Here is a 23,325-nt window from a genome sequence, read left to right on the forward strand (position 1 = left end):
CCCCGCCCGGGTCCGCGCGGGGTTCGGACACCGGCTCTCAGCCGCCACCGACCATCCGGATCGAGGAACAGGCAACGATGGACAGCAGCGAGGAACCCCGCGCCGGCGACCCGGGGCAGGCGGTTCGTCATGAGCCCTGGCCCCGCCCCGCGGACTCACCTCCCGGTGCCACCGCGTCACGGGTGGCCCTGCGGGTGAACGGCTCCAGCCACAGCGCCGAGGTGGACCACCGCACCACCCTGCTCGACCTGCTGCGCGAGCGGCTCGCCCTGACCGGGTCGAAGAAGGGCTGCGACCACGGCCAGTGCGGGGCGTGCACGGTCCTGGTGGACGGCCGCCGGGTCAACAGCTGCCTGCTGCTCGCCGTGACGCAGGACGGGGCCGAGATCGTGACCGTGGAGGGGCTCGCCGACCTGGCCGGCGAGGACGGCGACCTCCATCCGTTGCAGCGCGCGTTCCTGGATCGCGACGCGTTCCAGTGCGGGTACTGCACGCCCGGCCAGCTGTGCTCGGCCGTCGGCATGCTGGAGGAGGCTCAGGCGGGTGCCCCCTCCGCGGTCACCGACACGCGGTCGGCGCCGGGCACCCCGGTGCGGCTGACCGGCGAGGAGATCCGGGAACGGCTGAGCGGAAACCTGTGCCGGTGCGGCGCCTACCCGCACATCGTCGAGGCAGTGCGGGACGTGATCGTGTGAAGCCGGTGTCGTACGTGCGGGCCCGGAGCGTGGAGGAGGCCACCGCCGCCCACGCCGGCCGGGACGAGGCCCGCTACCTGGGTGGCGGCACCAACCTCGTCGACCTGATGAAGCTCGGGGTGGAGCGTCCCGAGGTCCTGGTCGACATCACGCGCCTTCCGCTGGACCGCGTGGAGGAGCGGCCGGACGGCGCGCTCCGGCTCGGCGCGACCGTACGCAACAGCGACCTCGCCGCACATCACCTGGTGCGGGAGCGGTACCCCGTGGTCTCGCAGGCCGTCCTCAGCGGCGCCTCGGGTCAGCTGCGCAATGCGGCGACCACCGGAGGGAACCTTCTGCAGCGCACCCGCTGCGCCTACTTCCAGGACGTGTCGAAACCCTGCAACAAACGTGTGCCGGGCAGCGGTTGCGGGGCGCTCGACGGCGTCAACCACGACCACGCCGTCCTCGGCCACTCGCCGCGCTGCGTCGCGACCCACCCCTCCGATCTCGCCGTGGCCCTCGCCGCGGTCGACGCCGTCGTCGAACTGGCCGGCCCCCAGGGCGGCCGTGCCGTGCCGGTCACGGAGTTCCTGCGCCTGCCGGAGGACGACCCGGAGCGGGACACCGTGATCCGCCCCGGTGAACTCATCACCGCCGTGGTGTTGCCGCCTCTGCCGCCAGGCTCGGTGTCCCACTACCGCAAGGCGCGCGAACGAGCCTCGTACGCCTTCGCGCTCGCCTCCGTGGCGGCCGTCCTCAAGCTGGAGGACGGGTCGATCCGCCACATCGGCATCGCCTTCGGCGGGCTGGCCCATCGCCCCTGGCGCGCCCGGCAGGCCGAAGCCGCCCTGCTGGGCGCGCGGCCGACCCCCGAAACCGTCGCAGAGGCGCTCGACGCCGAGCTGGGCGAGGCCGTACCGCTACGGGACAACGCGTACAAGGTGGCGCTCGCCCGTGACCTCGCCATGCGCATGCTCGGCACGCTGACCGCCACGGGCTGAACCCCCTTTCGGGGAAGGCCCGCCGCGTCCTGTTCGACCCGCTAGGAGACCCGTCATGGCTTCGCAAGCGAACAACGCAGTCGGCTCGCCCATCGAGCGTCGTGAGGGCCCGGCGAAGGTGAGCGGGGGCGCCCTGTACGCGACGGAGTACACGCCGCCGGGCTGTGTGCACGCCTGGCTGGTCACCGCCACCGTCCCCAAGGGCAGGGTCACCTCCCTCGACACCGCCGCCGCCCTGAGGATGCCCGGAGTGCTCACCGTGCTCACTCCGGACTCGGCCCCCCGGCTCGCCGCCACGCACGACCGGACCCTCGCCGTGCTCCAGGACTCCCGGGTTCCGCACCACGGGTGGCCGGTCGCCCTGGCGGTCGCCGAGACCCTGGAGGCGGCACGCGCCGCGGCCGAGTCCGTAGCCGTCGGATACGCGACCGAGCCCCACGAGTCCGTCCTCACCGAGAACCCGGCCGGCGCCTACAGCCCCGACGAGGTCAACGGCGGCCACCCCACCGAGCGCCGACGCGGCGACCCCGAGGGCGCGTTCGCCGCGGCACCGGTTCAGGTCGACGCGCACTACCGGGTGCCGCCCCTGTACAACCACCCCATGGAGCCGCACGGCGCGACCGCGAGCTGGCAGGACGGCCGCCTCACCGTGTACGACACCAGCCAGGGCGCCGACCCGGTACGTGCCGTCCTCGCCGAGCTGTTCGGGCTGCCCGAGGAACGGGTGACCGTGGTGTGTGAACACGTCGGCGGCGGTTTCGGCTCCAAGGGCACGCCCCGGCCGCACGTGGTGCTCGCCGCGATGGCGTCCCTGCACGTCGGGCGACCCGTCAAACTCGCCCTGACCAGGCGGCAGTTGACAGAACTGGTCGGCCACCGCGCGCCGACCGACCACCGCCTGCGGCTCGGCGCCGAGCGGGACGGCACCCTCACCACCCTGATCCACGAGGTGACCACACACACCTCCCGGATCAAGGAGTTCGTCGAGCAGGCGGCGGTGCCCGGGCGCGTGATGTACGCCGGCGCGAACAGTCTCACCACCCACCGGGTGGCCGCGCTGGACGTGCCCACCCCGTCCTGGATGCGTGCGCCCGGGGAGACGCCGGGCATGTACGCGCTGGAGTCCGCCATCGACGAACTCGCCTGCGCGCTCGGCATGGACCCCATCGAGCTGAGGGCGCGCAACGAGCCGAGCGAAGAGCCCGACAGCGGCCGTCCGTTCAGCAGCCGGCACGTCGTCGAGTGTCTGCGCGAGGGTGCGAAGCGCTTCGGCTGGGCCGAGCGCGATCATCGTGCGGGGGCCCGGCGTTCGGGGGTGTGGCTCACCGGCACCGGCGTCGCTGCCGCCACCTACCCGGTGCTCGTCTCGCCCAGCCGCGCGACCGTCACCGCCCACCCCGACGGGCTCCACGTGGTGCGGATCAACGCGACCGACATCGGAACCGGCGCCCGAACCGTGCTGGCGCAGATCGCGGCCGAAGCGCTCGGCGTCGGCGCCGAGGCTGTCCGCACGGAGATCGGTACCACCGGACTTCCCAAGGCCCCGCTCGCGGGAGGATCGGCCGGCACCGCGTCCTGGGGCTGGGCCGTGCACGAGGCGTGCCGCTCCCTCGCCCGCCAACTTCGCGAGCGTACAGGTCCCTTGCCCGCCGAGGGGCTGACGGCGTCCGCGGACACCAAGGGCACGGCGGACCAGGAATCCCCGTACGCGCGCCACGCCTTCGGTGCCCACTTCGCCGAGGTGGGCGTCGACACGGACACCGGCGAGGTACGGGTGCGCCGCCTGCTCGGCGTGTACGCGGCCGGGCGCATCCTCAATCCGCGGACCGCCAGGTCGCAGTTCATCGGCGGCATGGTGATGGGACTCGGCATGGCACTCACCGAGGGCGGCCGCGTGGACCCCGCGTCGGGCGCCTTCATCGGCAGTGATCTCGCCGGTTACCACGTCCCGGCGCACGCCGACGTGCCCGAGGTCGAGGCCCACTGGATCGACGAGGAGGACGCCCACCTCAACCCGATGGGAAGCAAGGGCATCGGGGAGATCGGCATCGTCGGAACGGCCGCCGCGATCGGCAACGCGGTGCACCAGGCGACCGGCATCCGCTTCAGGGAACTCCCGCTCACCCCGGACCGTGTGCACGCCGCCGGACGAGAGCCGGCCCACGACGGGAGGAGCGGGGCCGGCCCATGGGGGCACGGAGAGGGTCCCTGATCCGTGACGACGTCCTTGATCTTTCGTTCGCCTGCCGGGTGGCGCCCGGGACGGCTGCGCGCCCCGGCCACGTTCCGTATCCATGCGACCACGGACGAGCAGCCCGGCACTCATGGCGTGTGACGGCCCGGTTTGCCGGGTATTGGCCTGTCACCGAAGTGAGTCCTGCGCCTCTTGGGAGTTGCCTATGCCCACCACCGACGCCATCGTGATGCTGAGGGCAGGCCACAAGGAGATCAGGCGACTGATCCGCTCCTACCGGGCCGACCGGGATCCCGGCGTGGTGGAGAAGTTCCTGCGAGCGCTGACCGTGTACACGTACATCGAGCGGGAGGGCATGTATCCGCGGGTGTCCGTCCTGGCCCCGGAGACCGAGCTGACCATCGTGGCCTTCCGGGAGGAACACCACATCGCCGAGATCCTGGCGGCCGAGCTGCAGGACATGCGTCCCGAGGAGATCGCCTTCGACGCGAAGGCCTGCCTTCTGATGGACATCGTGGAGCGGCACATGGACGCCGAGGACCACATGTGGTTCCCCCAGGTACGGGCCTCGGTCGGGCGCAAGGAACTGAGGGAGATCGGCGCCTGGATGACCAGACTCGCCGAGCGGGCCCCGCAGCGGCCGTGCCGCCCCGATCAGAAGAAGATCTGGGACACGGTGGCCGCCTGAGGCCCCGCCTGCCGCTCTCTGGCGCGACCAGGAAACATCAGCGTCGCGGGCGCCCGCCGGGGTGGTAGAGCGTGTGGGCGCGGGGCAGGTCGACGGGCTCGGCTTCGGACAGCTGGAGGAAGTGTTCCACCTGCCAGATCTGGGTGCCGCGGGCTTGGCGGCTGGTGGTGGTCACCCACGGCGGATAGACACGGAAGGCCCGTTTCCCGCCGGAACCGTCCGTCGAGACGATGCCCCGTTCGCGGAGCACGTCCTGCGGGAACACGAACTGTCCGAACCGGTCGCCATCGCGGCTACTGATGACGAAGAGATCGACGGAGTCTTCGGCGTCGAAGGGCCGGATCGGCCCGCTCGCGGACCTCCTCCACACCGTGACGAACTGGCCGACCTTCGTCGGGGTCGTCTTGGCCACGCGGAACCTGACCGAGAGGCCGTCCAGCGTGAACTCGTGAGCCCCGTACTCGGCACTCTCCGCTTCCGGAATCGGTGATGAGCACGTGAACCCGCTCGGGTCGTAGACCAGCGCCTTCGCCCGCACAAGATCACCGGGAGCGCGCAGCCAGGGCTCGGGGGCGCCGCATCCTGGTGGGTCTTCATGGTTCATGGTCATTCCGACATCGTGTCAGAGGCCCGATATGTGTACGCGGCCAGGCACCGCCCGCCTTCTCTCATCGTGCGGCGAAGACCCGTACGTCCCACGCGCCCAGGGAGACCGGCCCGCCGGCGGGCACCGGGGTGCCGTCCAGCGCGTCGGTCAGGTCCACCGGCGGCTGGGCCTCGGCGGGCTGCCAGCTCCAGTTGTGGACCACGTGGACCCGGCGCCCGTCGGGGGACGTTCCGGTGGTCGCGGTGACGGAGGCGGGCAGGTCGGGCCAGCCGCTCACCGGATCTGGGGCGAGCCAGCCGGCCAGCGCCCGGGCCAGGTCGCGTCCGGGGACGGTGCCGACGCAGGTCACCCGGCCGGCGCCGTGGGCCCGGGTGGTGACGGCCGGCCAGCGGCCGAAGTGCGGGTGGTCGTACCCGGCGAGCACGGTGGCGTCGGTGGCGGTGAGGCCCTCCACCCAGCGTGTCGCGGTCGCGCCGGCCGGGAGCTTCAGCGGGCTGTCGGGGGCGGCGCGAAGGGGGAGGTCGGTGGGCAGGTTGCTGAACTCGTCGTACCGCGCGCCCGCGGCGGCCGTGAGGCGCGGCGGGGCGGTCTCGTGGCGCGCCCGGGCCTCGTGGTCGGCGTAGCCGGTGCGGGGGCCGAGCACGAGGTGGCCGCCGGCCTCGGCGTAGGCCGTGAACCAGTCGAGCAGCGAGTCCTCGGCGAGGTACAGCGCGGGCACGACCAGCACCGGGTGGCGCCGGGCGGCCAGTTCGGGCGCTATCCCCGCCCTCCCCCAGCCTTCGGCCGGGGGGACCCCCATGCCCCGGGCGTCGTGCAACTGGCGGGCGTGGATGATCCGTACCTGGCGGCCGGCCTCGAAGGCCCCGCGGTAGAAGGGGTCGAAGATGCGGTGGTAGGACGTCGGGTCATCGCTGCCGTCCGCCTTCGCCAGCGGCGGGTACTTCTGCATCAGCCACTTGCTGGGCATCGAGTAGACCATCGCGATGTCGGCATCGGGCTCGATCCCGGCGACCAGCGACCCGGCCGTCTCGAACTCCGCCCCCAGGCGCGCGAGTTCGGCGTAGATCCGGCCGGGCTTGCCGCTGTGCGGCAGGATCCCGCCCCAGTACGTCTCGGTGCCGAAGTGCAGGGTGTGCCAGTGCCAGTACTCGATCATCCACGCGCCACGGGAGACCAGGGCCCAGGCGGCCTGCCGCCACTGGCCGTCATAGGCGGGCCGGTTCTCCGAAGTACCGCCGATGGCCTGGGCGTTGGTCTCGGTGATGAGGAACGGCTCCTGGCGGGAGGAGAAGACCCGGTCGGCGCCCTGGTAGAGGGCCCAGACGCCCGTGGACTTCCAGCCCTGTTCATGGTCCTCGGGGGTGGGGTCGGGCAGCGCGAGGGCGTCCTGCATGTCGTAGTACGGGTTGCCCGCGGTGACGTCCAGGCTGTCGGTGAGCTCGTCGTCCTCCAGCGCGGGGTGGCCGTAGTGCAGGCAGGTCGTGACGAACTGCCCGGGGCGGGCGTACTCGCGGACGATCTCGGCCTGCCAGGCGATGAACTCGCTGGTCTGCCGCGCGAGGAAGGCCCGCCAGGCGACGTCGTACTGCGGCTGGGCGTTGCCGTCGGGCGTCCACAGGTCGGACCAGTCGGTCAGCCGGTGCGACCAGTAGACCAGCCCCCACTCGCGGTTCAGGGTCTCCACGTCGCCGTACTTCGCCCACAGGTCGTCGACGAAGCGCTGGAAGACACCCCGGTTGTGGGGCAGCCGGCAGCCGGGCTCGTTGTCGACCTGGAAGCCGATCACCGCGGGGTGGTCGGCGTAACGGGCGACGATCCGGCGCACCACCCGCTCGGCGTGGAAGCGGAAGGCCGGGTGGGAGAAGTCGACCTCCTGGCGGCCGCCCCAGTGGGCGCGCCGCCCGGTCGCCGTGTCGGCGGCGATCTCCGGGTATTGCCGGGCCAGCCACGGCGGCACGGCGTAGGTGGGCGTGCCGAGGACGACCGCGATGCCGCGTTCGTGGGCGGCGTCGAGCACCGGCTGGAGCCAGTCCAGGTCGAACCGTCCGTTCTCCGGCTCCCAGGTGGACCAGACCGACTCGCCGACCCGGATGACGGTGAACTTCGCCTCCGCCATCAGGTCGAGGTCTTCCTTGAGCCGCTCGGACGGCTGGTACTCGTGGTAGTAGGCGGCGCCGAACAGCACGCGCGGGGGCAGCGGGAGCATGGGTGCACCTCGATACATGAGGGGCCCCGGCCGCCGGCGGGCGGCAGCCGGGGCGGGGAGGACATCGGTCAGGAGGCGGTTCCGGTCACCGTGGTGCCGGACTTGGTGACCGTGTAGTCACCTCCGGGCCCCGCCACTTCAGCTCGGCCCGGTCGAGGAAGGCGAAGCCGTCCCACAGCGCGGTGGTGACACCACTGACGCGGGCCTGGTAACCCAGCTCCTCGTAGTACTTCATCATCTCGCCGTGCTCGACGGCGCCGTCGGTGGGCCGGGTGAGCAGGCCGTACTCGCCCAGGTGGACGGGGACGCCCTTCGAGATGAAGGTGCCGCGCAACTCCCGAGCGGGAGCGGGCAGTTCGGCGGCTACCTCGCCGGCGACCGGCCAGCCGTGCGCCCACTCGACCGGGGCGAGGAACGTCTCCCGGCCGAGTGCGTGCCAGCCGGGGGTGCCGCCGCGCGGCCGTACGCTGAGCAGCACCATCCACCAGGAGCCGTCGGGCGCCTGTACGAGGTCGGCGTGCCCGGTGTTCTGGATCGGGCGGGGGGTGCCGCGGTGGGTCAGGATCGGGTTGGCCGGGCACGGTTCGAACGGGCCGGAGGGCGACGGGCCGCGGGCGATGGAATCGTGGCGGTGGTGCTCGGAAAGCTCCTACGGTTCAACCCGGTTCTCATGGTGACCTGGCCCCTCTCCGTCGGTACGTCGAAGCGCTCGGAAGCTTCAGCCGTGCGTCGAAGCGCTTGGAAGTTTCGGCGAGACTAATGACGCGTTACCGGTTGAGCAAGAGCCTGAACAAATACAAAATCCTTGCTGTCCTGAGTAGTTGACAGCCGGATTGGAGCATGGCAGCGTCGAAGCGCTTCGATGAACGGCCCATTGCATCCAGCCCGCCGAGGGGTATTCCACGTGAGTTCCGTTCCCGTCCCCGCAGCCGACCTGCCTGACTTCCGTGATCCCGCGCTCCCGCTGCGCAAGCGCGTCGACGACCTGGTCGAACGGCTCACGCTCGACGAACGGCTCGCGATGCTGCACCAGTACGCGCCCGCCGTGCCGCGTCTGGGCGTCGCCCCCTTCCGTACCGGCAGCGAGGCCCTGCACGGCGTCTCCTGGCTCGGGGAGGCGACGGTCTTTCCGCAGGCCGTAGGCCTCGGCGCCAGTTGGGACGAGGACCTCGTGCGCCGGGTCGCCGACGCGGTCTCGACCGAGCTGCGGGCCTTCCACTACCACCGTCCCCCGGCGATCAGTACGGCCGAGCGGGGAGCCAACTCGCTGCAGGCCTGGGCCCCCGTGCTCAACCTGCTGCGCGACCCCCGCTGGGGCCGCAACGAGGAGGGCTACTCCGAGGACCCGGTGCACACCGCCCGGATCGGCGAGGCGTTCTGCCGGGGCCTGTCCGGCGACCACCCGACCTACCTGCGGACCGCCCCGGTACTCAAGCACTTCCTCGCCTACAACAACGAGGACGACCGCTGCACCACCTCCTCCGGACTGCGTCCGCGCGTGCTCCAGGAGTACGACCTGGCGGCCTTCCGCCCCGTTGTCGCCTCCGGTGCCGCGACCGGCGCGATGGCCGCGTACAACCTCGTCAACGGCCGCCCCTGCCACGTCAGTCCGCTGATCGAGGCGGAGCTGCGCCGCTGGGCCGAGCCGACCGGTCACGAGCTGTTCGTGGTCAGCGACGCCGAGGCTCCGTCCAACCTGGTCGATCCGGAGCACTACTTCGACGACCACGCCGAATCCCACGCCGCCGCTCTCAAGGCCGGCATCGACAACTTCACCGACCACGGCGAGGACAGCGGGACGCCGGTCGGCCGGCTGCGCGAGGCCCTGGAGCGCGGTCTGATCGACGAGGCCGACGTGAACAGCGCGGTCCGACGGCAGCTCGAAGTGCGCTTCCGGCTCGGTGAGTTCGACCCCGAACTGGATCCCTACGCCGGGATCGGTGCCGAGGTGATCGACAGCCCCGAGCACCGCGCCCTGGCCCGGTACGCCGCGATCGAATCGACGGTGCTGCTCAAGAACGACGGCCTGCTGCCGCTCGACCCGGACCGCACACCGAGGATCGCCGTCATCGGCCCGCTCGCCGACACCCTCTTCGAGGACTGGTACAGCGGCACCATGCCGTACCAGGTGGGCGTCGCCACCGGACTGGCCGCGGCCGTCGGCGCCCACGGCGGCGAGGTGGTCCGCGTGGAAGGCTCCGACCGGATCACCCTGCGCTCGCGCACCACGGGCGACGTGCTCGGCAAATGCGCCTTCGACGTGACCGACTGGGGCGGCGGCGCCTGCACGCTGCGCGCCGCCGACACCGGCCGCTTCCTGAGCCTCCAGGACGACGACACCCTGGCCGACGACCAGAACACCATCAAGAGCTGGTTCGTCAAGGAGACCTTCCGCTTCGAACCGGCCGGCGCCGACACCGTGCTGCTCCGCTCCGTCTTCACCGGGCGCTACGCCGCCGTAGACCCGACCGACGGCCAGGTGACGGTCACCGCCGAGAGCGCGGACGACGCCGAGCGCTGGCGGCGGGAGGTGTTGCGCGACGGCGCGGCCGAGGCGCGGGAGGCCGCCAGGGCGGCCGACGTCGCGGTCGTGGTCCTCGGCAACCACCCGCTGGTCAACGGCCGCGAGACGGAGGACCGCGCGGACATCGACCTGCCCGAGGGGCAGGAGGAGCTGCTGCGCACCGTCGCGGCCGTCCGTCCGGAAACGGCGCTGGTCGTGATGAGCAGCTACCCGTACGCCCTCGACTGGGCCGACGAACACCTGCCCGCCGTGGTGTGGACCTCCCACGGCGGGCAGGAAACAGGACACGCGCTGGCCGCCGTCCTGCTCGGCGAGGCAGAGCCCGCGGGCCGCCTGCCGCAGACCTGGTACCGGGGCGACGACCCGCTGCCCGCCCCGCTCGACTACGACATCATCAAGGCGGGCTGGACCTACCAGTACCACCGGGCCGCCCCCCTCTACCCCTTCGGCCACGGGCTGTCCTACACCGACTTCGCCCACCGCGACCTGCGCCTGTCGCAGCCGTCGATCGGCCAGGACGGCTCGGTCGACGTCACGCTGACCCTGACCAACAGCGGACAGCGCCCCGGCAGCGAGGTGGTCCAGGTGTACGTCCGGCCCCTGGAGGCCCGCTACGAGGCACCCCGGCTGCGACTGGCCGACTTCCGCAAGGTCTGGCTGGAGCCGGGGGAGAGCCGCGAGCTGACGTTCCGCCTGTCGGCCGGGCAACTCGCCCACTGGGACGTCACCACCGGCGCCTTCGCCGTCGACCCCGGCGACTACGACGTGATCGTCGCCCGCTGCGCCGACCACCCGGTCCTCTCCGCACCGCTCACCGTGACCGGCACCGCCGCCGGGCCCCGCGCGGGCGTCGGACACCGGATCCCGGCGGTCGACTTCGACGACTACGAGGACGCCACCATCGTCGACGCCACCCGCACCGACGGCGACGCCGTCACGCCCACCGACCCCGCGCGGCCCGCGACGCTCCTCTTCTGCGACATCGACCTCTCCGGGGCCACCAGGATCGAGGTCGAGACCAGCCGCGAGGGTGCCGGCACGGGCGGGGCCCGGCTCGAAGCCAGGCTGGGCGACCGGGTCCTGGCCCGGATCGACGTGCCCGTGACCGGCGACCGCTACGCGGCGACGGGCGCCACCGCAGACCTCGCCGCCCCGCTCGACGGCGTGCACGACCTGAGCCTGACCCTGCACGGCGACTTCCGGCTCTCCGCCTTCCGCTTCAGCGCGGCCGACTGACACCCGTCGCCCCACAGACCGGCGGCCCGCTCACAGGGGGGCGGGCCGCCATCCGTTCCCGCCCGGTTGCCGAAGCCGCGAGGCCCCCTGGTACCGCGCCCGCTCCACCCCCGCCGTCTCCGCGGCCCGGAGACGGCCCCCATGTCGCTGCGCACGTCCCACCACATCGGCTCGTCATCGCTCCACCCGGAGGAAGCACCCATGCCGCTCACAGACTTCGGACTTGACGAACTCGTCGGCTACCGGCCCGAGTTGACCATCCCGCAGGACTTCGACGAGTTCTGGCGGCGAACCCTCGCCGACGCCCGCTCGCACGGCGCGGCGGTCAAGGCCGAACGCGTCACCTCGCAGCACGCGCTGCGCACCGTCGAGGTCGACGACGTACGGTTCCCCGGCTGGAACGGCGAGCCGGTGGCCGCCTGGCTGCTGCGGCCGCGCGGCGTGGACGGGCCGCTGCCCGTCGTCGTCAGCTACATGGGCTACTGCGGTGGCCGCGGGCTGCCCACGGAGCACCTGTTCTGGTCCGCTGCCGGATACGCCCACCTCGTGGTCGACAGCCGCGGTCAGGGCCATGACACCCCGGACCGGGGCATGGGCGACGGCACCCAGTGGGTCGAGGGCTTCATGACCCGGGGCATCGACTCCGCCGAGAACTACTACTACCGGCGGCTGATCACCGACTGCGTGCGCGCCGTGGACGCCGTCGCTCAGCTGCCGGGGCTCGACAGCGACCGCGTCGTGGTGAGCGGCGGCAGCCAGGGCGGCGGCCTCGCCCTCGCCGTCGCCGGCCTCAGCGGCGACCGCGTCGCGGCCGTGATGCCGGACGTCCCGTTCCTGTGCCACTTCCGCCGTGCCGTGCAGATAACCGGCGAGGGGCCGTACCCGGAGATCGCCAAGTACCTGCGCTGGCACAGTCGGCACCGCGTGGTGCCGACCTTCGACACCCTCGACTACTTCGACGGCGTCAACTTCGCCGGGCGGGCCACCGCGCCGGCCCTGTTCAGCGTCGGCCTGATGGACCCGGTCTGCCCGCCCTCCACGGTCTACGCCGCCTTCAACCACTACGCGGGCGAGGACCGGACCATGACGGTGTGGCCCTTCGCCGACCACGGCGGCGGCTGCGGCTCCAACCCGCCCGCCCAGCTCTCCTGGCTGCACAGCCTCGGGCTGGCACCGCACCTGTGACCGCCGCCGTGCCCCGCGACGCGGGGCCGACCGTGCGCCCGATCTCCGAGAGACCCGTGAGGTACCGCCGCATGAGCACCCCGGCACACCCGGACCTGCCCCCCGACTTCCGCTTCGGCGCGGCCACCGCCGCCTACCAGATCGAAGGCGCCCACGACGAGGACGGCCGCGGCCCGTCCATCTGGGACACCTACAGCCACACCCCGGGCCGTACCCTCGGCGGCGCCACGGGCGACACCGCCTGCGACCACTATCACCGCTACCCCGAGGACGTCGCCCTGCTCCGGGACCTCGGCGTCGACGGCTACCGCTTCTCCATCGCCTGGCCGCGCCTCCTGCCGCGGGGAACCGGCCCGGTCAACCCGAAGGGCCTGGACTTCTACGACCGGCTGATCGACGAACTGCTCGCCGCCGGGATCGCGCCCGCCGCCACCCTCTACCACTGGGACCTGCCCCAGGCGCTGGAGGACCGAGGCGGCTGGCGCGTCCGGGAGACCGCCGAGGCGTTCGCCGAGTACGCGGCCGTCGCCGCCGAGCGCTACGGGGACCGGGTCGAGCGCTGGATCACCCTCAACGAACCGTTCTGCTCTGCCTTCGTGGGCTACGCCGAGGGCCGGCACGCGCCCGGCGCCCTGGAAGGCCGCGGGGCGCTGGCGGCCGCCCACCACCTGCTGGCCGGCCACGGCCTCGCCGTCCGGGAACTGCGCGCGGCCGGCGCCCGCGAGGTCGGCATCACCCTCAACCTCGACCGCCTGCACGCCCTGACCGACCGCCCCCAGGACCTCGCCGCCCTGCGTCGGGCCGAGGTCCTGCACAACGAGGTCTGGACCGAGCCGCTGTTCGCCGGGCGCTACCCCGAGCACGAGGCCGAGACCTGGGAGGGGCTCGCCGACGGCCCCTGGCGGCGGCCGGGCGACCTGGAACTGATCGGCGCGCCCCTGGACTTCGTCGGCATCAACTTCTACCGGCCGATCACCATCGCGGCTGCCCCGCACCACCAGGACGACCCCGAACTGCGCACCGCCACGGACATCGGCGTCGCCGAGCCGAACCTGTACGGCACCAGGCTCACCACCATGGGCTGGCCCGTCGTCCCGTCGGCGCTCACCGAACTGCTCCGCGACCTCCACGCCCGCTACCCGCGGCTCCCGCCGATCTGGATCACCGAGAACGGCTCCGCCGAGGCCGACAGCCTCACCCCCGACGGCCGGATCCACGACGCCGAACGGATCGACTACCTGGCCGGCCATCTCGCCGCCGTCGCCGACGCCGTCGCGTCCGGGGTCGACGTGTGCGGCTACTACGTGTGGTCCCTCCTGGACAACTTCGAATGGGCCCGCGGCTACGAGCAGCGCTTCGGCCTGGTCCACGTCGACTACGACACCCTGACCCGAACCCCCAAGGACAGCTACCACTGGTACCGGGGCCTGATCACCGCGCACCGCGCGCGGACGGAGGAACCTGCCCGATGAAGTTCACCGACGGCTACTGGCTGATGCGCCCGGGCGTCACCGCGCGCTACGCCACCGAGGTCGCTGACGTCCGGACCGACGAGGAGCGATTGACCCTCTACGCGCCCGTGAAGCACGTGCGCGGCCGTGGTGACACGCTCAACAGCCCACTGCTGACCGTCGAGTGCTGGTCCCCGGCCGAGGGCGTGATCGGGGTGCGCGCCACCCACCACGCCGGCTCGGTGCGGCGCGGCCCGGAGTTCGCGCTGCCCGGCTCCGAACAGGGCAGTGGGAAGGTACGCAGGGACGGCGACGTGGTGGAGCTCTGCGCCGGCGAACTGACGCTGCGCGTGGACACCTCCAAGCCGTGGCGGCTGGAGTTCACCGCCGGCGGCCGGCTGCTGACCTCGGTGGGCGAGCGTGGCACCGGCTTCGTCACCGACGCCGAGGGCCGCCACCACATGCTGGGCCAACTCGCCCTGGGCGTAGGAGAGTTGGTGTACGGGCTGGGGGAGCGGTTCACCCCGTTCGTCCGCAACGGCCAGGTGGTGGACATCTGGCAGGCCGACGGCGGCACCAGCAGCGAACAGGCCTACAAGAACGTCCCGTTCCACCTGACCAACCGGGGCTACGGCGTCTTCGTCAACCACCCCGGCAAGGTCGGCTACGAGATCGGCTCCGAGTCCGTCGGCCAGGTGCAGTTCAGCGTCGAGGACCAGTCCATCGAGTACTTCGTCGTCCACGGCCCGACCCCCAAGCAGATCCTGGATCGCTACACCGCGCTCACCGGCCGCCCCGCGCTGCCGCCGGCGTGGGCGCTGGGCCTGTGGCTGACCACGTCCTTCACCACCGAGTACGACGAGGCCACCGTCAACCGCTTCGTCGGCGGCATGGCCGAGCGCGGCATCCCGCTGAGCGTCTTCCACTTCGACTGCTTCTGGATGCGCGGCTACCAGTGGAGCGACTTCGACTGGGACCGGGACACCTTCCCCGACCCGGAAGGCATGCTGGCCCGGCTCAAGGAGCGGGGGCTGCGGATCTGCCTGTGGATCAACCCGTACATCGCCCAGAAGTCGGAGCTGTTCGCCGAGGGCATGCGGGAGGGCTACCTGGTGCGCCGCCCGGACGGCAGCGTCTGGCAGTGGGACCTGTGGCAGCCCGGCATGGCGCTCGTGGACTTCACCAACCCGGCCGCCCGTGACTGGTACACCGGCAAGCTGCGCACCCTGCTGGCCGTCGGCGTGGACTGTTTCAAGACCGACTTCGGCGAGCGCGTCCCCACCGACGTGGTCTGGCACGACGGCTCCGACCCGGAGCGGATGCACAACTACTACACCCACCTGTACAACCGGGCGGTGTTCGATCTGCTCCGCGAGGAGCGCGGGGAGGGGGAGGCCCTGCTCTTCGCCCGTTCCGCGACCGCCGGCGGCCAGCAGTACCCGGTGCACTGGGGCGGCGACTGCGAGTCCCACTTCAACGCCATGGCGGAGTCGCTGCGCGGCGGTCTCTCGCTGGGCCTGTCAGGGTTCGGGTTCTGGAGCCACGACATCGGCGGCTTCGAGGGCACCCCGACGCCCGCGGTCTTCAAGCGCTGGACGCAGTTCGGCCTGCTCTCCTCGCACAGCCGGCTGCACGGCAGCAAGTCCTACCGCGTGCCGTGGGACTTCGGGGAGGAGGCCGTCGAGGTCACCCGGGAGTTCACGCTGCTCAAGCACCGCCTGGCCCCCTACCTCCAGCGCGCCGCCCAACAGGCGCACACCACCGGCGTGCCGGTGATGCGCGCCATGGTCCTGGAGTTCCCCGACGACCCCGCCGCCGCCACGCTCGACCGGCAGTACCTGCTCGGCGACGACCTGCTCGTCGCCCCGGTGTTCACCGAGGACGGCACGGTCGAGTACTACGTGCCCGAGGGGACGTGGACCAACATCCTGACCGGCGACCAGGTCACCGGCCCGCGCTGGGTACGTGAACAGCACGGCTTCCACACCCTGCCGCTGCTCGCCCGGCCCGACTCCGTCATCCCGCTCGGGGCGGACGACCAGCACCCGGTCTCCGCCTGGGCCGACGGCGTCGAGCTGCGCGTCCACGCCTTCGCCGACGGCGCCGAGCGCACCGTCGAGATCCCGCGCACCGAGGGCCCCGGTGAGGCTGCCCGCTTCCAACTGCGCCGCACGGGCGACCGCCTCCGGGTGACCACCGACTGCCCGCACCCCTGGCAGCTGAGGATCGGCGGCCCGGACGGCGCCCTGCACGTCAACCCCGCCGGCACCGGTGAGGGGGACGTTCCCTACCCGGCCTGAGAGCCTGTGTCCGAGCCGGCACCCCGACGCGAGGTCCCGCACGCCACCGCATGGGCGCGCGGGGCTTCGCCGTTGAGCCCGGCCCCCGGAGCCGGTGAAGAGTACGGCGACGCGCTCGAACGGATCGGGGATACCCTGCGACGGGCCGGGGCCCCGCAGGTCGCCCCGGCCGAAGACCGGTGGGAAGGGTGGCACGTGGCGGGGGTCGGCATGACGAACAGGGGCGCGGAGAACGGACCGGCATCACAACAGGACATGCGCCGACAGAATCTCGCGCTCGTCCTCGGCGCGGTCCGCGCGCACAGCCCGCTCTCCCGCGCGGACGTCGCCGGACGCGTCGGACTGACCAGGGCGGCCGTCTCCTCCCTGGTCGACGAGCTGATCGACCGCGGCGCGCTGACCGAGGCGGCGGCCACGGCCAGCGGACGGGTCGGCCGCCCAGGACGGGCACTGGCCGTCAGCGACCGCGGCCCCGCGGGCCTCGGCCTGGAGATCGGCGCCACCCACCTCGGCGCGTGCCTGGTGGACCTGCGGGGCGAGACACGATTGTGGCTCAGGGTGGAACGGGCCAACACGGGCCGGCCGGCCGGGCAGGTACTGGCGGAGGCCGCCGCGCTGGCCGCCGAGGCGGAGGCCGGAGCCACCGCCCTCGGGCTGCGCGTCGAAGGGCGCGTCCTCGCCGTGCCCGGGGTGGTGCCGAACGAACCCGGTGGACTCGTCGAGCGCGCGCCCAACCTCGGCTGGCACGGCATCCGGCTCGCCCACCACTGGCCCGACCCGGACACCGTGCCCGAGCCGGAGAACGAGGCCAACCTCGGGGCGCTGGCCGAGTACTGGAACGCCGAGCAGAGCGCGGAGACCTTCGTGCACGTCTCCGCGGAGGCCGGTATCGGCGCCGCTTTGATCATCGACGGCCGGCTGTTCCGGGGAGCCCGGGGCTTCGCCGGCGAGCTCGGCCACATCCCCGTCCAACCGGATGGTCCCGGCTGCGCCTGCGGCGCGCGTGGCTGCCTGGAACAGTACGCGGGCGAGGCGGCCGTGCTGCGCGAGGCCGGTCTCGCGCGACCCGGTCTCGCACAGGCCGGCGACCCGGTCGCCCTGCTGGCCGAGCGGGCGGGCGCCGGGCACGCGCCCACCCTGCGGGCCCTGGACCGTGCGGGGCGCGCCCTGGGCCTCGCCCTCGCGTCCGCCGTGGAACTCATCGACCCGGACGGCCTCGTCCTCGGCGGCGCCTACGCCGAACTCGCCGACTGGCTCCTGCCGTCCGTACGCGCGGAACTGGCCGCCCGCGTCACCGTACGGCCCTGGGCACCGGAGGCGCTGCGCCCATCCGCCCTGGGCCGGCGCGGACCGCTCCTCGGCGCGGCGCTGACGACGGTCCGCCGGATCATGGCGGATCCGACCCTGCTGCCCGCCGGCTGACCGGAGGCCTGTTCCGCGAGGTCGGGCGTGGTGCAGCGCTTCGACTCCGCTCTGGACACCACATGCCCTGACAACTAGGGTCGGTTCTCGGCTGCAATCGTATGGAATGGTCGTGACTGTTCAAGCGGTTCTCCGCGGAGATCGTCGGACACAGGAGAGCGGGAATATGGTCACCCTCGCCGAGGTCGCCAGACACGCGGGAGTCTCGGCCAGCACGGTGAGTTACGTCCTGAGCGGCAAGCGGTCCATCTCGCGCAGCACCCGGGAACGGGTCGAGCACAGCATCGAAGCGCTCGGCTACCATCCCAACGCCGGTGCGCGAGCCCTCGCCAGCAGCAAGTCCAACATCATCGCCCTGATGATGCCGCTGCGGACCGACATGTACGTGCCGGTGATGATGGAGATCGCCCTGGCCGTCACCACCACCGCCCGGGCCCACGGCTATGACGTGCTTCTGCTCACCGGCGAGGAAGGCCCTGCCGCGGTGCGTCGCGTCACCGGCAGCGGTATGGCCGACGCCATGATCCTCATGGACGTGGAACTCGACGACGAACGGCTGCCGCTGCTGCGTGAATCCGCGATGCCCGCTGTTCTGATCGGTCTGCCGTCCGACCCGGCGGGCCTCACCTGCGTCGACCTCGACTTCGCCGCGACCGGCGCCCTGTGCGCCGAGCATCTGGCGGGACTCGGGCACCGTGAGATCGCCGCCATCGGCGAGGCGCCGGCCGTCTACGAGCGGCACACCGGCTTCGCCGAACGCACCTTGGAGGGGCTGCGCCTCAAGAGCCGTGAGCTCGGCCTGCGTCTGCTGCATCGGCCGAGCCAGGGCGGTTATGACGCGATGACCGCCACTCTGGGCCGTGTTTTCGACGAACGTCCCGGCACCTCGGGGTTCATCGTGCAGAACGAGTCCGCGGTGGAACCGCTGCTGGGTCTGCTGCGTCGGCAGGGCCGTGCCGTTCCTGAGGACGTGTCGGTCGTCGCGATCTGTGCCGATCAAGTCGCCCTGCAGGCATCCGTCCAGCTCACCGCGGTCTCCATTCCCGCCGAACAGATGGGCCGCCAGGCGGTGGAGCACGTCGTCACCAAACTGGCCGGGCAGGCCACAGACGTCGTCGAGCTGATCGCGCCCGAGTTGACCGTGCGGGCCAGCTCGGGGCTCGCCCCTGAATGACCCGCACGGCCCTGCCGCGCAGAGGGCTAACTCGACGACACGGTCACGTTGTTGGCCGCGAAGTTCAGACCGCCGGCCGCCGAGGTGATTTCGAAGCCGAACTGGACGACCCCGATCACCTCATTCGCGGACATCCAGCCCTTGGTGTTCGCGATCCACTTCAGGATCGGCAGGATGTCGACGGTGCCGGAGCTGGAGTTGGAGGTGCGCACGAACGAGAAGACCTGGTTGCTGCCGTTGGTCCCCTTGTACACGTTCCAGGAGTGCCCTCCAAGGGACACGGACGCCTGTTGTGTGCCGATCGGGCCGACCGGACCCGTCTTGTTGACCCACAGCATGATCTCGTACTTGTTGGCCGCGTCCCATATGTCGTACGAGGAGTTGTACGCCCCCGCCGACGGCACGGACACGTTGTAGTTGCTGGTCAGCGAGGCCAGCCCGGACAGTGCTTTGTTGACGGCCTTTTTCGAGTTCGGGTACGACTTGATGCCGCCCGTGTTCGGGTGGGAGGCCCAAGTGCCCCAGTTCGAACCGGAGTTGGCCCAGGTGCACTGTGATCCCGCTCCGGAGCCCCAGACGTTGTTGTACAGGGTGTAGCCGTTCAGCGATGTGCTGCCCCACTGGTCGCAGGTGTTCCAGGTCGCGGCCTGAGCGGGAGCGGCGGCGAAGGAGATCGTCGCGCCGAGTGCGACAGCGGCGGTGAGGAGGCCGCGGGTGAGCCGGTGTGCCGTGATGCGTCGTCCCATGCTTGTACCTTCCACGGGTGGGGGGCGTGCGGCTGGGCGGGTTGGGTCCGCACGGCGACGATCGTCGATGGGTGAAGCGCTTCGAAGTTTCTGTGAGGTTAAGCGCGAGTTGCGGTCGTGGCAAGAGTTGCAGCGTATCGAAGCGCTTCGAGTGGGGCGCCCTTCTGCGACGGCGGCACGGCCGTCCCGCAGCGGTAGCAGTGGCACGGGACGGCCGCGCGTGTCTCTGACAGCCGGGGAGGGTTACCGGGTGTCAGCCCTTGCCCTGGAGGCGCCAGATCTGGTTCTTCTTGGTGCCGAGGGCGCTCGCCGGGTCGCAGGTCCACTGGTGGACCAGCGCGCCGGCCGTGGTCGAGATATTGCTGACGTCGACGCACTTGCCGCTGTGGACGGCGGCGAGTTGGTAGTCCTTGCTGTTGCCAAGGGCCGTGACGGGCTTGAGGGTGAACTGCTGGTTGGTGGTGCCGTTGCAGGTGTACTGGATGACGGCGGCACCGTCCGCCGTGGAACCCCCGGACACATCAAGGCACTTGCCGCTGTGCTCGTCGACGACGGTGTACGTGTTGGGCTTGCCGCTCACCGGCTTGAGGCCGAGCATCTGCTGATAGCCGCCCTCGCAGTTCCACTGCTGGTACTGGGTGCCGTTGGCGGTGCTGAGGTTGGTGTCGTCCAGGCACTGGCCGCTGTTCTCGCTGACGGCGACCGTGGACACGGTGGTGTTGGACGGCGGGAGCAGGGTGACGGTGTACCCGTCCTTGGCGTTGCTCCAAGGGAGGCTCACCGACGCCGCGTTGTCGCTGACCGTCAGGGTGGTGTCGGAGATCGTCTCCGGGCCCGCCACCGCGGCGCCGTTGTTGTGGGGGACGCGCTGGACGACCGCACGGACCTTGCCGCCCTCCACCACCGACGTGGTGCCCAGGCCGGTGAGTTTGACGGTGACGTTGCCGGTGTTGCCGTTGCTGCCGAGCAGCACCTTGGCGTTCTTCGCCGTGTTGTCCTTCGTCGCCAGTCCGTCGGTGTTGGTGCCGGGGATGAGGTTGACGATGCTGCCGGTCTGGGAGCCGTAGTAGCGGTACATGAACCACTCACCCAGCGGCAGGTACTGGCCCGCGCTGTTCTTGGTGAGCAGGTTGGCCTCGTTGTCGTGCAGAGCTGTGCCGGAGGCCCAGTTGCCCCGCAGGCCGTCGATGCCGGCCCGCTCCAGGCGGCCGATGTACCAGGCGCCGCCGCCGGGGTTCTGCTGGGAGAGCCCGGCGTACTCGTTGATCTGGTACGGGCGGGTGTTGGTCAGGCCTGCGGCGGCGAGCGTGGAGTTGGCGCTCGCGGCGCCCGAGACGGGGTCGGCGGGTTCGGAGTGCCAGCTGTAGATGTCGGGGGCGACGTTGTTGGCCTTGACGTAGTTGAGATACGTGGTCCACCAGCTGTTGGAGGAGGTGGGCTGGCGGGCAATGCTCGGGCCGACGATGAGCTGGCCCGGGAAGGCGGCCCGGACGCGGGCGTAGAACCGCGACCACATCTGCAGGTACTGAGCCTGCGAGGCGCCCCAGAAGCCACTGCCGTCGGGCTCGTTCCACAGGTCCCACTGGACCGTCATGTTGTTGGCTTTGACGTCGCCTATGAGCTGAGTGACGAAGTTGTCGAACTGCGTCCAGTCGCCGTTGTCACCGGGCCAGCCCACCTTGGTGGTGCTGTCCGCGCCCCACAGGTCGTGCGGCAGGATGATGAACGTGCCGCCGAGGGCGGCGGTGCGCTTGTACTGGGCGAGGGTGGCGTTCCAGCGGGTCCGGTACTCGGCGAGGCTGGTGGCGTAGCCGCCCTTGTTGAGCTGGGCGCCGCCCGCCCGCATGTAGTGCCACTTGATGTCCTTGAAGAAGTGGTCCTGCGGGAGCGAGCCGTTCGGCGTCATGCCGTAGATCATTCCGGAGGCGCGGTACGTGGGGGCGCCTCCGGCCTGGGCGAAGTCGACGGTGACGCCGGTGTCCGCGGCCTGGGAGGGGGTGGCCGGTACCAGGGTCGTCGCCAGGGAGGTCAGGAGGACGGCGGCGGACGTGAGCGCCCGGCGCCTGGTGCTGGTTGTGGCTCTGCGGGTGGGCGAGTGCATGGTGCGGCTCCTGGAGGGGGGAAGGAACCCGGGCCCGGTACGGTCCCGGGGCTGTGGGGGAGACGGCCGGTCAGTGGCTGTCCCGGTGGGCGTGCGCTTCGGCGAGGAGGAGGTAGCTGCTCGCGGTCCAGGTGTAGGCGCGGTCGCGCAGACCCGTTCCGGTGAGGGCGTCGAAGTTCTCGGCGAAGCCGTGGGTCTCGCACAGGGCGCGGAAGCGGGCGCTGATGTCGTCCGCCAGCCGGTGGTGTCCCGCGCGGCGCAGGCCGTCCTCGACGAGGACGGTGGCGGGGGCCCAGATCGGGCCGCGCCAGTAGCCGTCGGCGAGGTAGTGCGACGAGGTGGTCAGTTCGGTGGCCAGGCCGTACGGCGTCAGATGGGCCTTGATGTGGTCGGCCAGCGCGCCGGCGACGTCGGCGGGCAGGTGCTCGCCCAGCACGACGGGCATCAGGTCGAGAAGGCTGGAGCTGCCCCAGGTGTCTCCGGTGGCGGCCGACCGGGCGAGGAACCTGTCGCCGGTCCAGAGCTGGTCGAGCAGGGCCGTCTGAGTCTCCTCGGCTGTCGCGGTCCACCGGCGCACCTCCTCCGGTCTGCCCAACTTCTCGGCGAGATGGGCGAGTTCGTGCAGTTGGAGGACGAGGAAGGCGGCGAGGTCGGCGGTGACGACCACCCGCTCGGGGTCGAAGGTGGTGGCGTTGTCCCAGCCGCTGTCGTTGCCGTGCTGGTAGTAGGGCAACTGGGCGTTCGGGGCTCTTCGCGCGGTGAGCCAGAAGTCGGTCCAGCGCTCCAACCGGGTGTACACCCGGGCGAGTTCGGCCTGGTCGGGCGGTGTCGGCAGCAGGCGGCGCAGGTGGCCGAAGGCCCAGCCGTGGATGGGCGGCTTGACGAAGTTGTACAGGACCTCGGAGTGGGTGACCGAGTCGGGCAGCGCGCCGGTGTCGTCCTGGTGGTCGAAGGGGAGGTGGAACTGGTCCAGGGCCAGTTCGGGAAAACCGGGCGCCAGCGCAAGGGCGTTGAAGCAGTGGTCCCAGCTCCAGACCTTGTCCATCCAGTGCTTGGACATCAGCACGCCGGGCCGGCCGACCAGGCCCGCCGGCCGTACGGTCGCCGACCAGACGACATAGGCGGCGAGTTCGGCGGCCGGGGTGGCCGACGAGCGCCAAGGGGCCACCGCGTCGACGAAGTCCGCGAAGGCGCGCCGTGCGGACTCCACGATGTCGTCGAAGGTCCCCGAGGGCCCGTAGGGCGGGCGGGCGGTGTCGAATTCCTCGATCGCGATCTCCCAGCCGCCGTCCGTCCCCGCGACGACGGTGAGACCGCGGTCGCCGCCGCCCAGGGCCTGCGCTCCGGCCGCGTCGGCGATGGAACCGGACACCATGGTGACCCGGTAGCGGCGCCCGGTCTCGTACGACGTGAACACGTGCGCGTCCGCCGCCGGGTCGTGGAAGAAGTACGTTCCGCTGAACGGGGTCAAGGCGTGCGCGGCGGCGAGAACACCGATGCCCAGGCCGCTCCCCCGCAGGCGAACGGTGTCCGGCGACTCGTAGGCGAGGTCGACGCGCCCGCTCTCGCCGACCCAGCCGAGCAGGCCCGGTGCCGCCTCCACACGGGTGGCGGCCCGATCCCCGGTGGCCGGGTCCACGGGGACCAGGCGCAGGACGCCGTGCATGCCGTTCTGGTGCGAGACGAGGTGAAGGTCCTCGGCGTACGTCTTCTCGGCCACCACGGGCGATATGTCGAACCAGGATCCGTACGTGCTGAACGGGATGTCGTGGACGGAGAAGGCCGGGCCGGTTCGGGCGGCGGTCATGTGTCG

General features: G+C 71.6%; 15 protein-coding genes and 1 pseudogene. 10 read left to right on the forward strand and 6 right to left on the reverse strand.

Annotated elements, in window-relative coordinates; translation table 11 throughout:
* The first annotated feature begins 77 nt into the window (after positions 1-77).
* The 4 genes from ACWC2B_RS27325 (at position 78) to ACWC2B_RS27340 (ending at position 4,560) form a co-directional block, all read left to right on the forward strand.
* Positions 78-695, forward strand: coding sequence for a 2Fe-2S iron-sulfur cluster-binding protein (locus ACWC2B_RS27325; RefSeq protein WP_450721240.1), 618 nt, complete (start codon positions 78-80; stop codon positions 693-695).
* Positions 692-1,678 (forward strand): FAD binding domain-containing protein, encoded by a 987-nt coding sequence (locus tag ACWC2B_RS27330; RefSeq protein WP_450721056.1) that lies wholly within the window; start codon positions 692-694, stop codon positions 1,676-1,678. Before ACWC2B_RS27325 ends, ACWC2B_RS27330 begins: the two co-directional genes overlap by 4 nt.
* 55 nt (positions 1,679-1,733) lie before the next feature.
* Positions 1,734-3,890 carry a xanthine dehydrogenase family protein molybdopterin-binding subunit gene (locus ACWC2B_RS27335; protein WP_450721058.1) on the forward strand — a complete coding sequence of 719 codons (2,157 nt, stop codon included), beginning with the start codon at positions 1,734-1,736 and terminating at the stop codon, positions 3,888-3,890.
* A 187-nt stretch (positions 3,891-4,077) separates the two neighbouring features.
* Positions 4,078-4,560, forward strand: coding sequence for a hemerythrin domain-containing protein (locus ACWC2B_RS27340; protein ID WP_450721060.1), 483 nt, complete (start codon positions 4,078-4,080; stop codon positions 4,558-4,560).
* Between the two features lie 37 nt (positions 4,561-4,597).
* On the opposite strand, the gene ACWC2B_RS27345 is transcribed toward ACWC2B_RS27340, so the two are convergent.
* The 3 genes and pseudogenes from ACWC2B_RS27345 to ACWC2B_RS27355 all read right to left on the reverse strand — a co-directional run.
* On the reverse strand, positions 4,598-5,164 hold the full coding sequence (locus tag ACWC2B_RS27345; RefSeq protein WP_450721242.1) for a MepB family protein: 567 nt from the start codon (positions 5,162-5,164) through the stop codon (positions 4,598-4,600).
* 64 nt (positions 5,165-5,228) lie between these two features.
* A complete protein-coding gene (locus ACWC2B_RS27350) occupies positions 5,229-7,373 on the reverse strand; it encodes a beta-galactosidase (RefSeq protein ID WP_450721062.1) in 2,145 nt (714 codons plus the stop codon).
* A 343-nt stretch (positions 7,374-7,716) separates the two neighbouring features.
* A pseudogene (locus tag ACWC2B_RS27355) lies at positions 7,717-7,995 on the reverse strand (family 43 glycosylhydrolase); the annotation flags it as partial.
* Positions 7,996-8,235: 240 nt separating this feature from the next.
* Between ACWC2B_RS27355 and ACWC2B_RS27360 the strand changes: the two are divergent.
* From ACWC2B_RS27360 to ACWC2B_RS27385, 6 genes are all read left to right on the forward strand, one after another.
* A complete protein-coding gene (locus ACWC2B_RS27360) occupies positions 8,236-11,133 on the forward strand; it encodes a glycoside hydrolase family 3 C-terminal domain-containing protein (protein WP_450721064.1) in 2,898 nt (965 codons plus the stop codon).
* 201 nt (positions 11,134-11,334) lie between these two features.
* A complete protein-coding gene (locus tag ACWC2B_RS27365) occupies positions 11,335-12,318 on the forward strand; it encodes an acetylxylan esterase (RefSeq protein WP_450721066.1) in 984 nt (327 codons plus the stop codon).
* A gap of 71 nt (positions 12,319-12,389) precedes the next feature.
* A complete protein-coding gene (locus ACWC2B_RS27370; RefSeq protein WP_450721068.1) occupies positions 12,390-13,790 on the forward strand; it encodes a GH1 family beta-glucosidase in 1,401 nt (466 codons plus the stop codon).
* On the forward strand, positions 13,787-16,069 hold the full coding sequence (yicI, locus tag ACWC2B_RS27375) for an alpha-xylosidase (protein WP_450721070.1): 2,283 nt from the start codon (positions 13,787-13,789) through the stop codon (positions 16,067-16,069). The genes ACWC2B_RS27370 and yicI overlap by 4 nt, the downstream gene beginning before the upstream one ends.
* 255 nt (positions 16,070-16,324) lie before the next feature.
* A complete protein-coding gene (locus ACWC2B_RS27380) occupies positions 16,325-17,491 on the forward strand; it encodes an ROK family transcriptional regulator (RefSeq protein WP_450721072.1) in 1,167 nt (388 codons plus the stop codon).
* 166 nt (positions 17,492-17,657) lie between these two features.
* Positions 17,658-18,665 carry a LacI family DNA-binding transcriptional regulator gene (locus tag ACWC2B_RS27385; RefSeq protein ID WP_450721074.1) on the forward strand — a complete coding sequence of 336 codons (1,008 nt, stop codon included), beginning with the start codon at positions 17,658-17,660 and terminating at the stop codon, positions 18,663-18,665.
* Between the two features lie 26 nt (positions 18,666-18,691).
* Here ACWC2B_RS27385 and ACWC2B_RS27390 read toward each other — a convergent pair whose 3' ends face one another.
* The 3 genes from ACWC2B_RS27390 to ACWC2B_RS27400 all read right to left on the reverse strand — a co-directional run bounded on the left by ACWC2B_RS27390 (position 18,692) and on the right by ACWC2B_RS27400 (position 23,319).
* Positions 18,692-19,411, reverse strand: coding sequence for a GH12 family glycosyl hydrolase domain-containing protein (locus tag ACWC2B_RS27390; RefSeq protein WP_450721076.1), 720 nt, complete (start codon positions 19,409-19,411; stop codon positions 18,692-18,694).
* 253 nt (positions 19,412-19,664) lie between these two features.
* Positions 19,665-21,512: an RICIN domain-containing protein gene (locus ACWC2B_RS27395; protein WP_450721078.1), complete on the reverse strand. Its 1,848-nt coding sequence runs from the start codon at positions 21,510-21,512 to the stop codon at positions 19,665-19,667.
* Positions 21,513-21,582: 70 nt separating this feature from the next.
* Positions 21,583-23,319 (reverse strand): amylo-alpha-1,6-glucosidase, encoded by a 1,737-nt coding sequence (locus tag ACWC2B_RS27400; RefSeq protein WP_450721080.1) that lies wholly within the window; start codon positions 23,317-23,319, stop codon positions 21,583-21,585.
* Positions 23,320-23,325 lie beyond the last annotated feature (6 nt).

This window comes from Streptomyces sp. NPDC001415 (assembly GCF_053597395.1).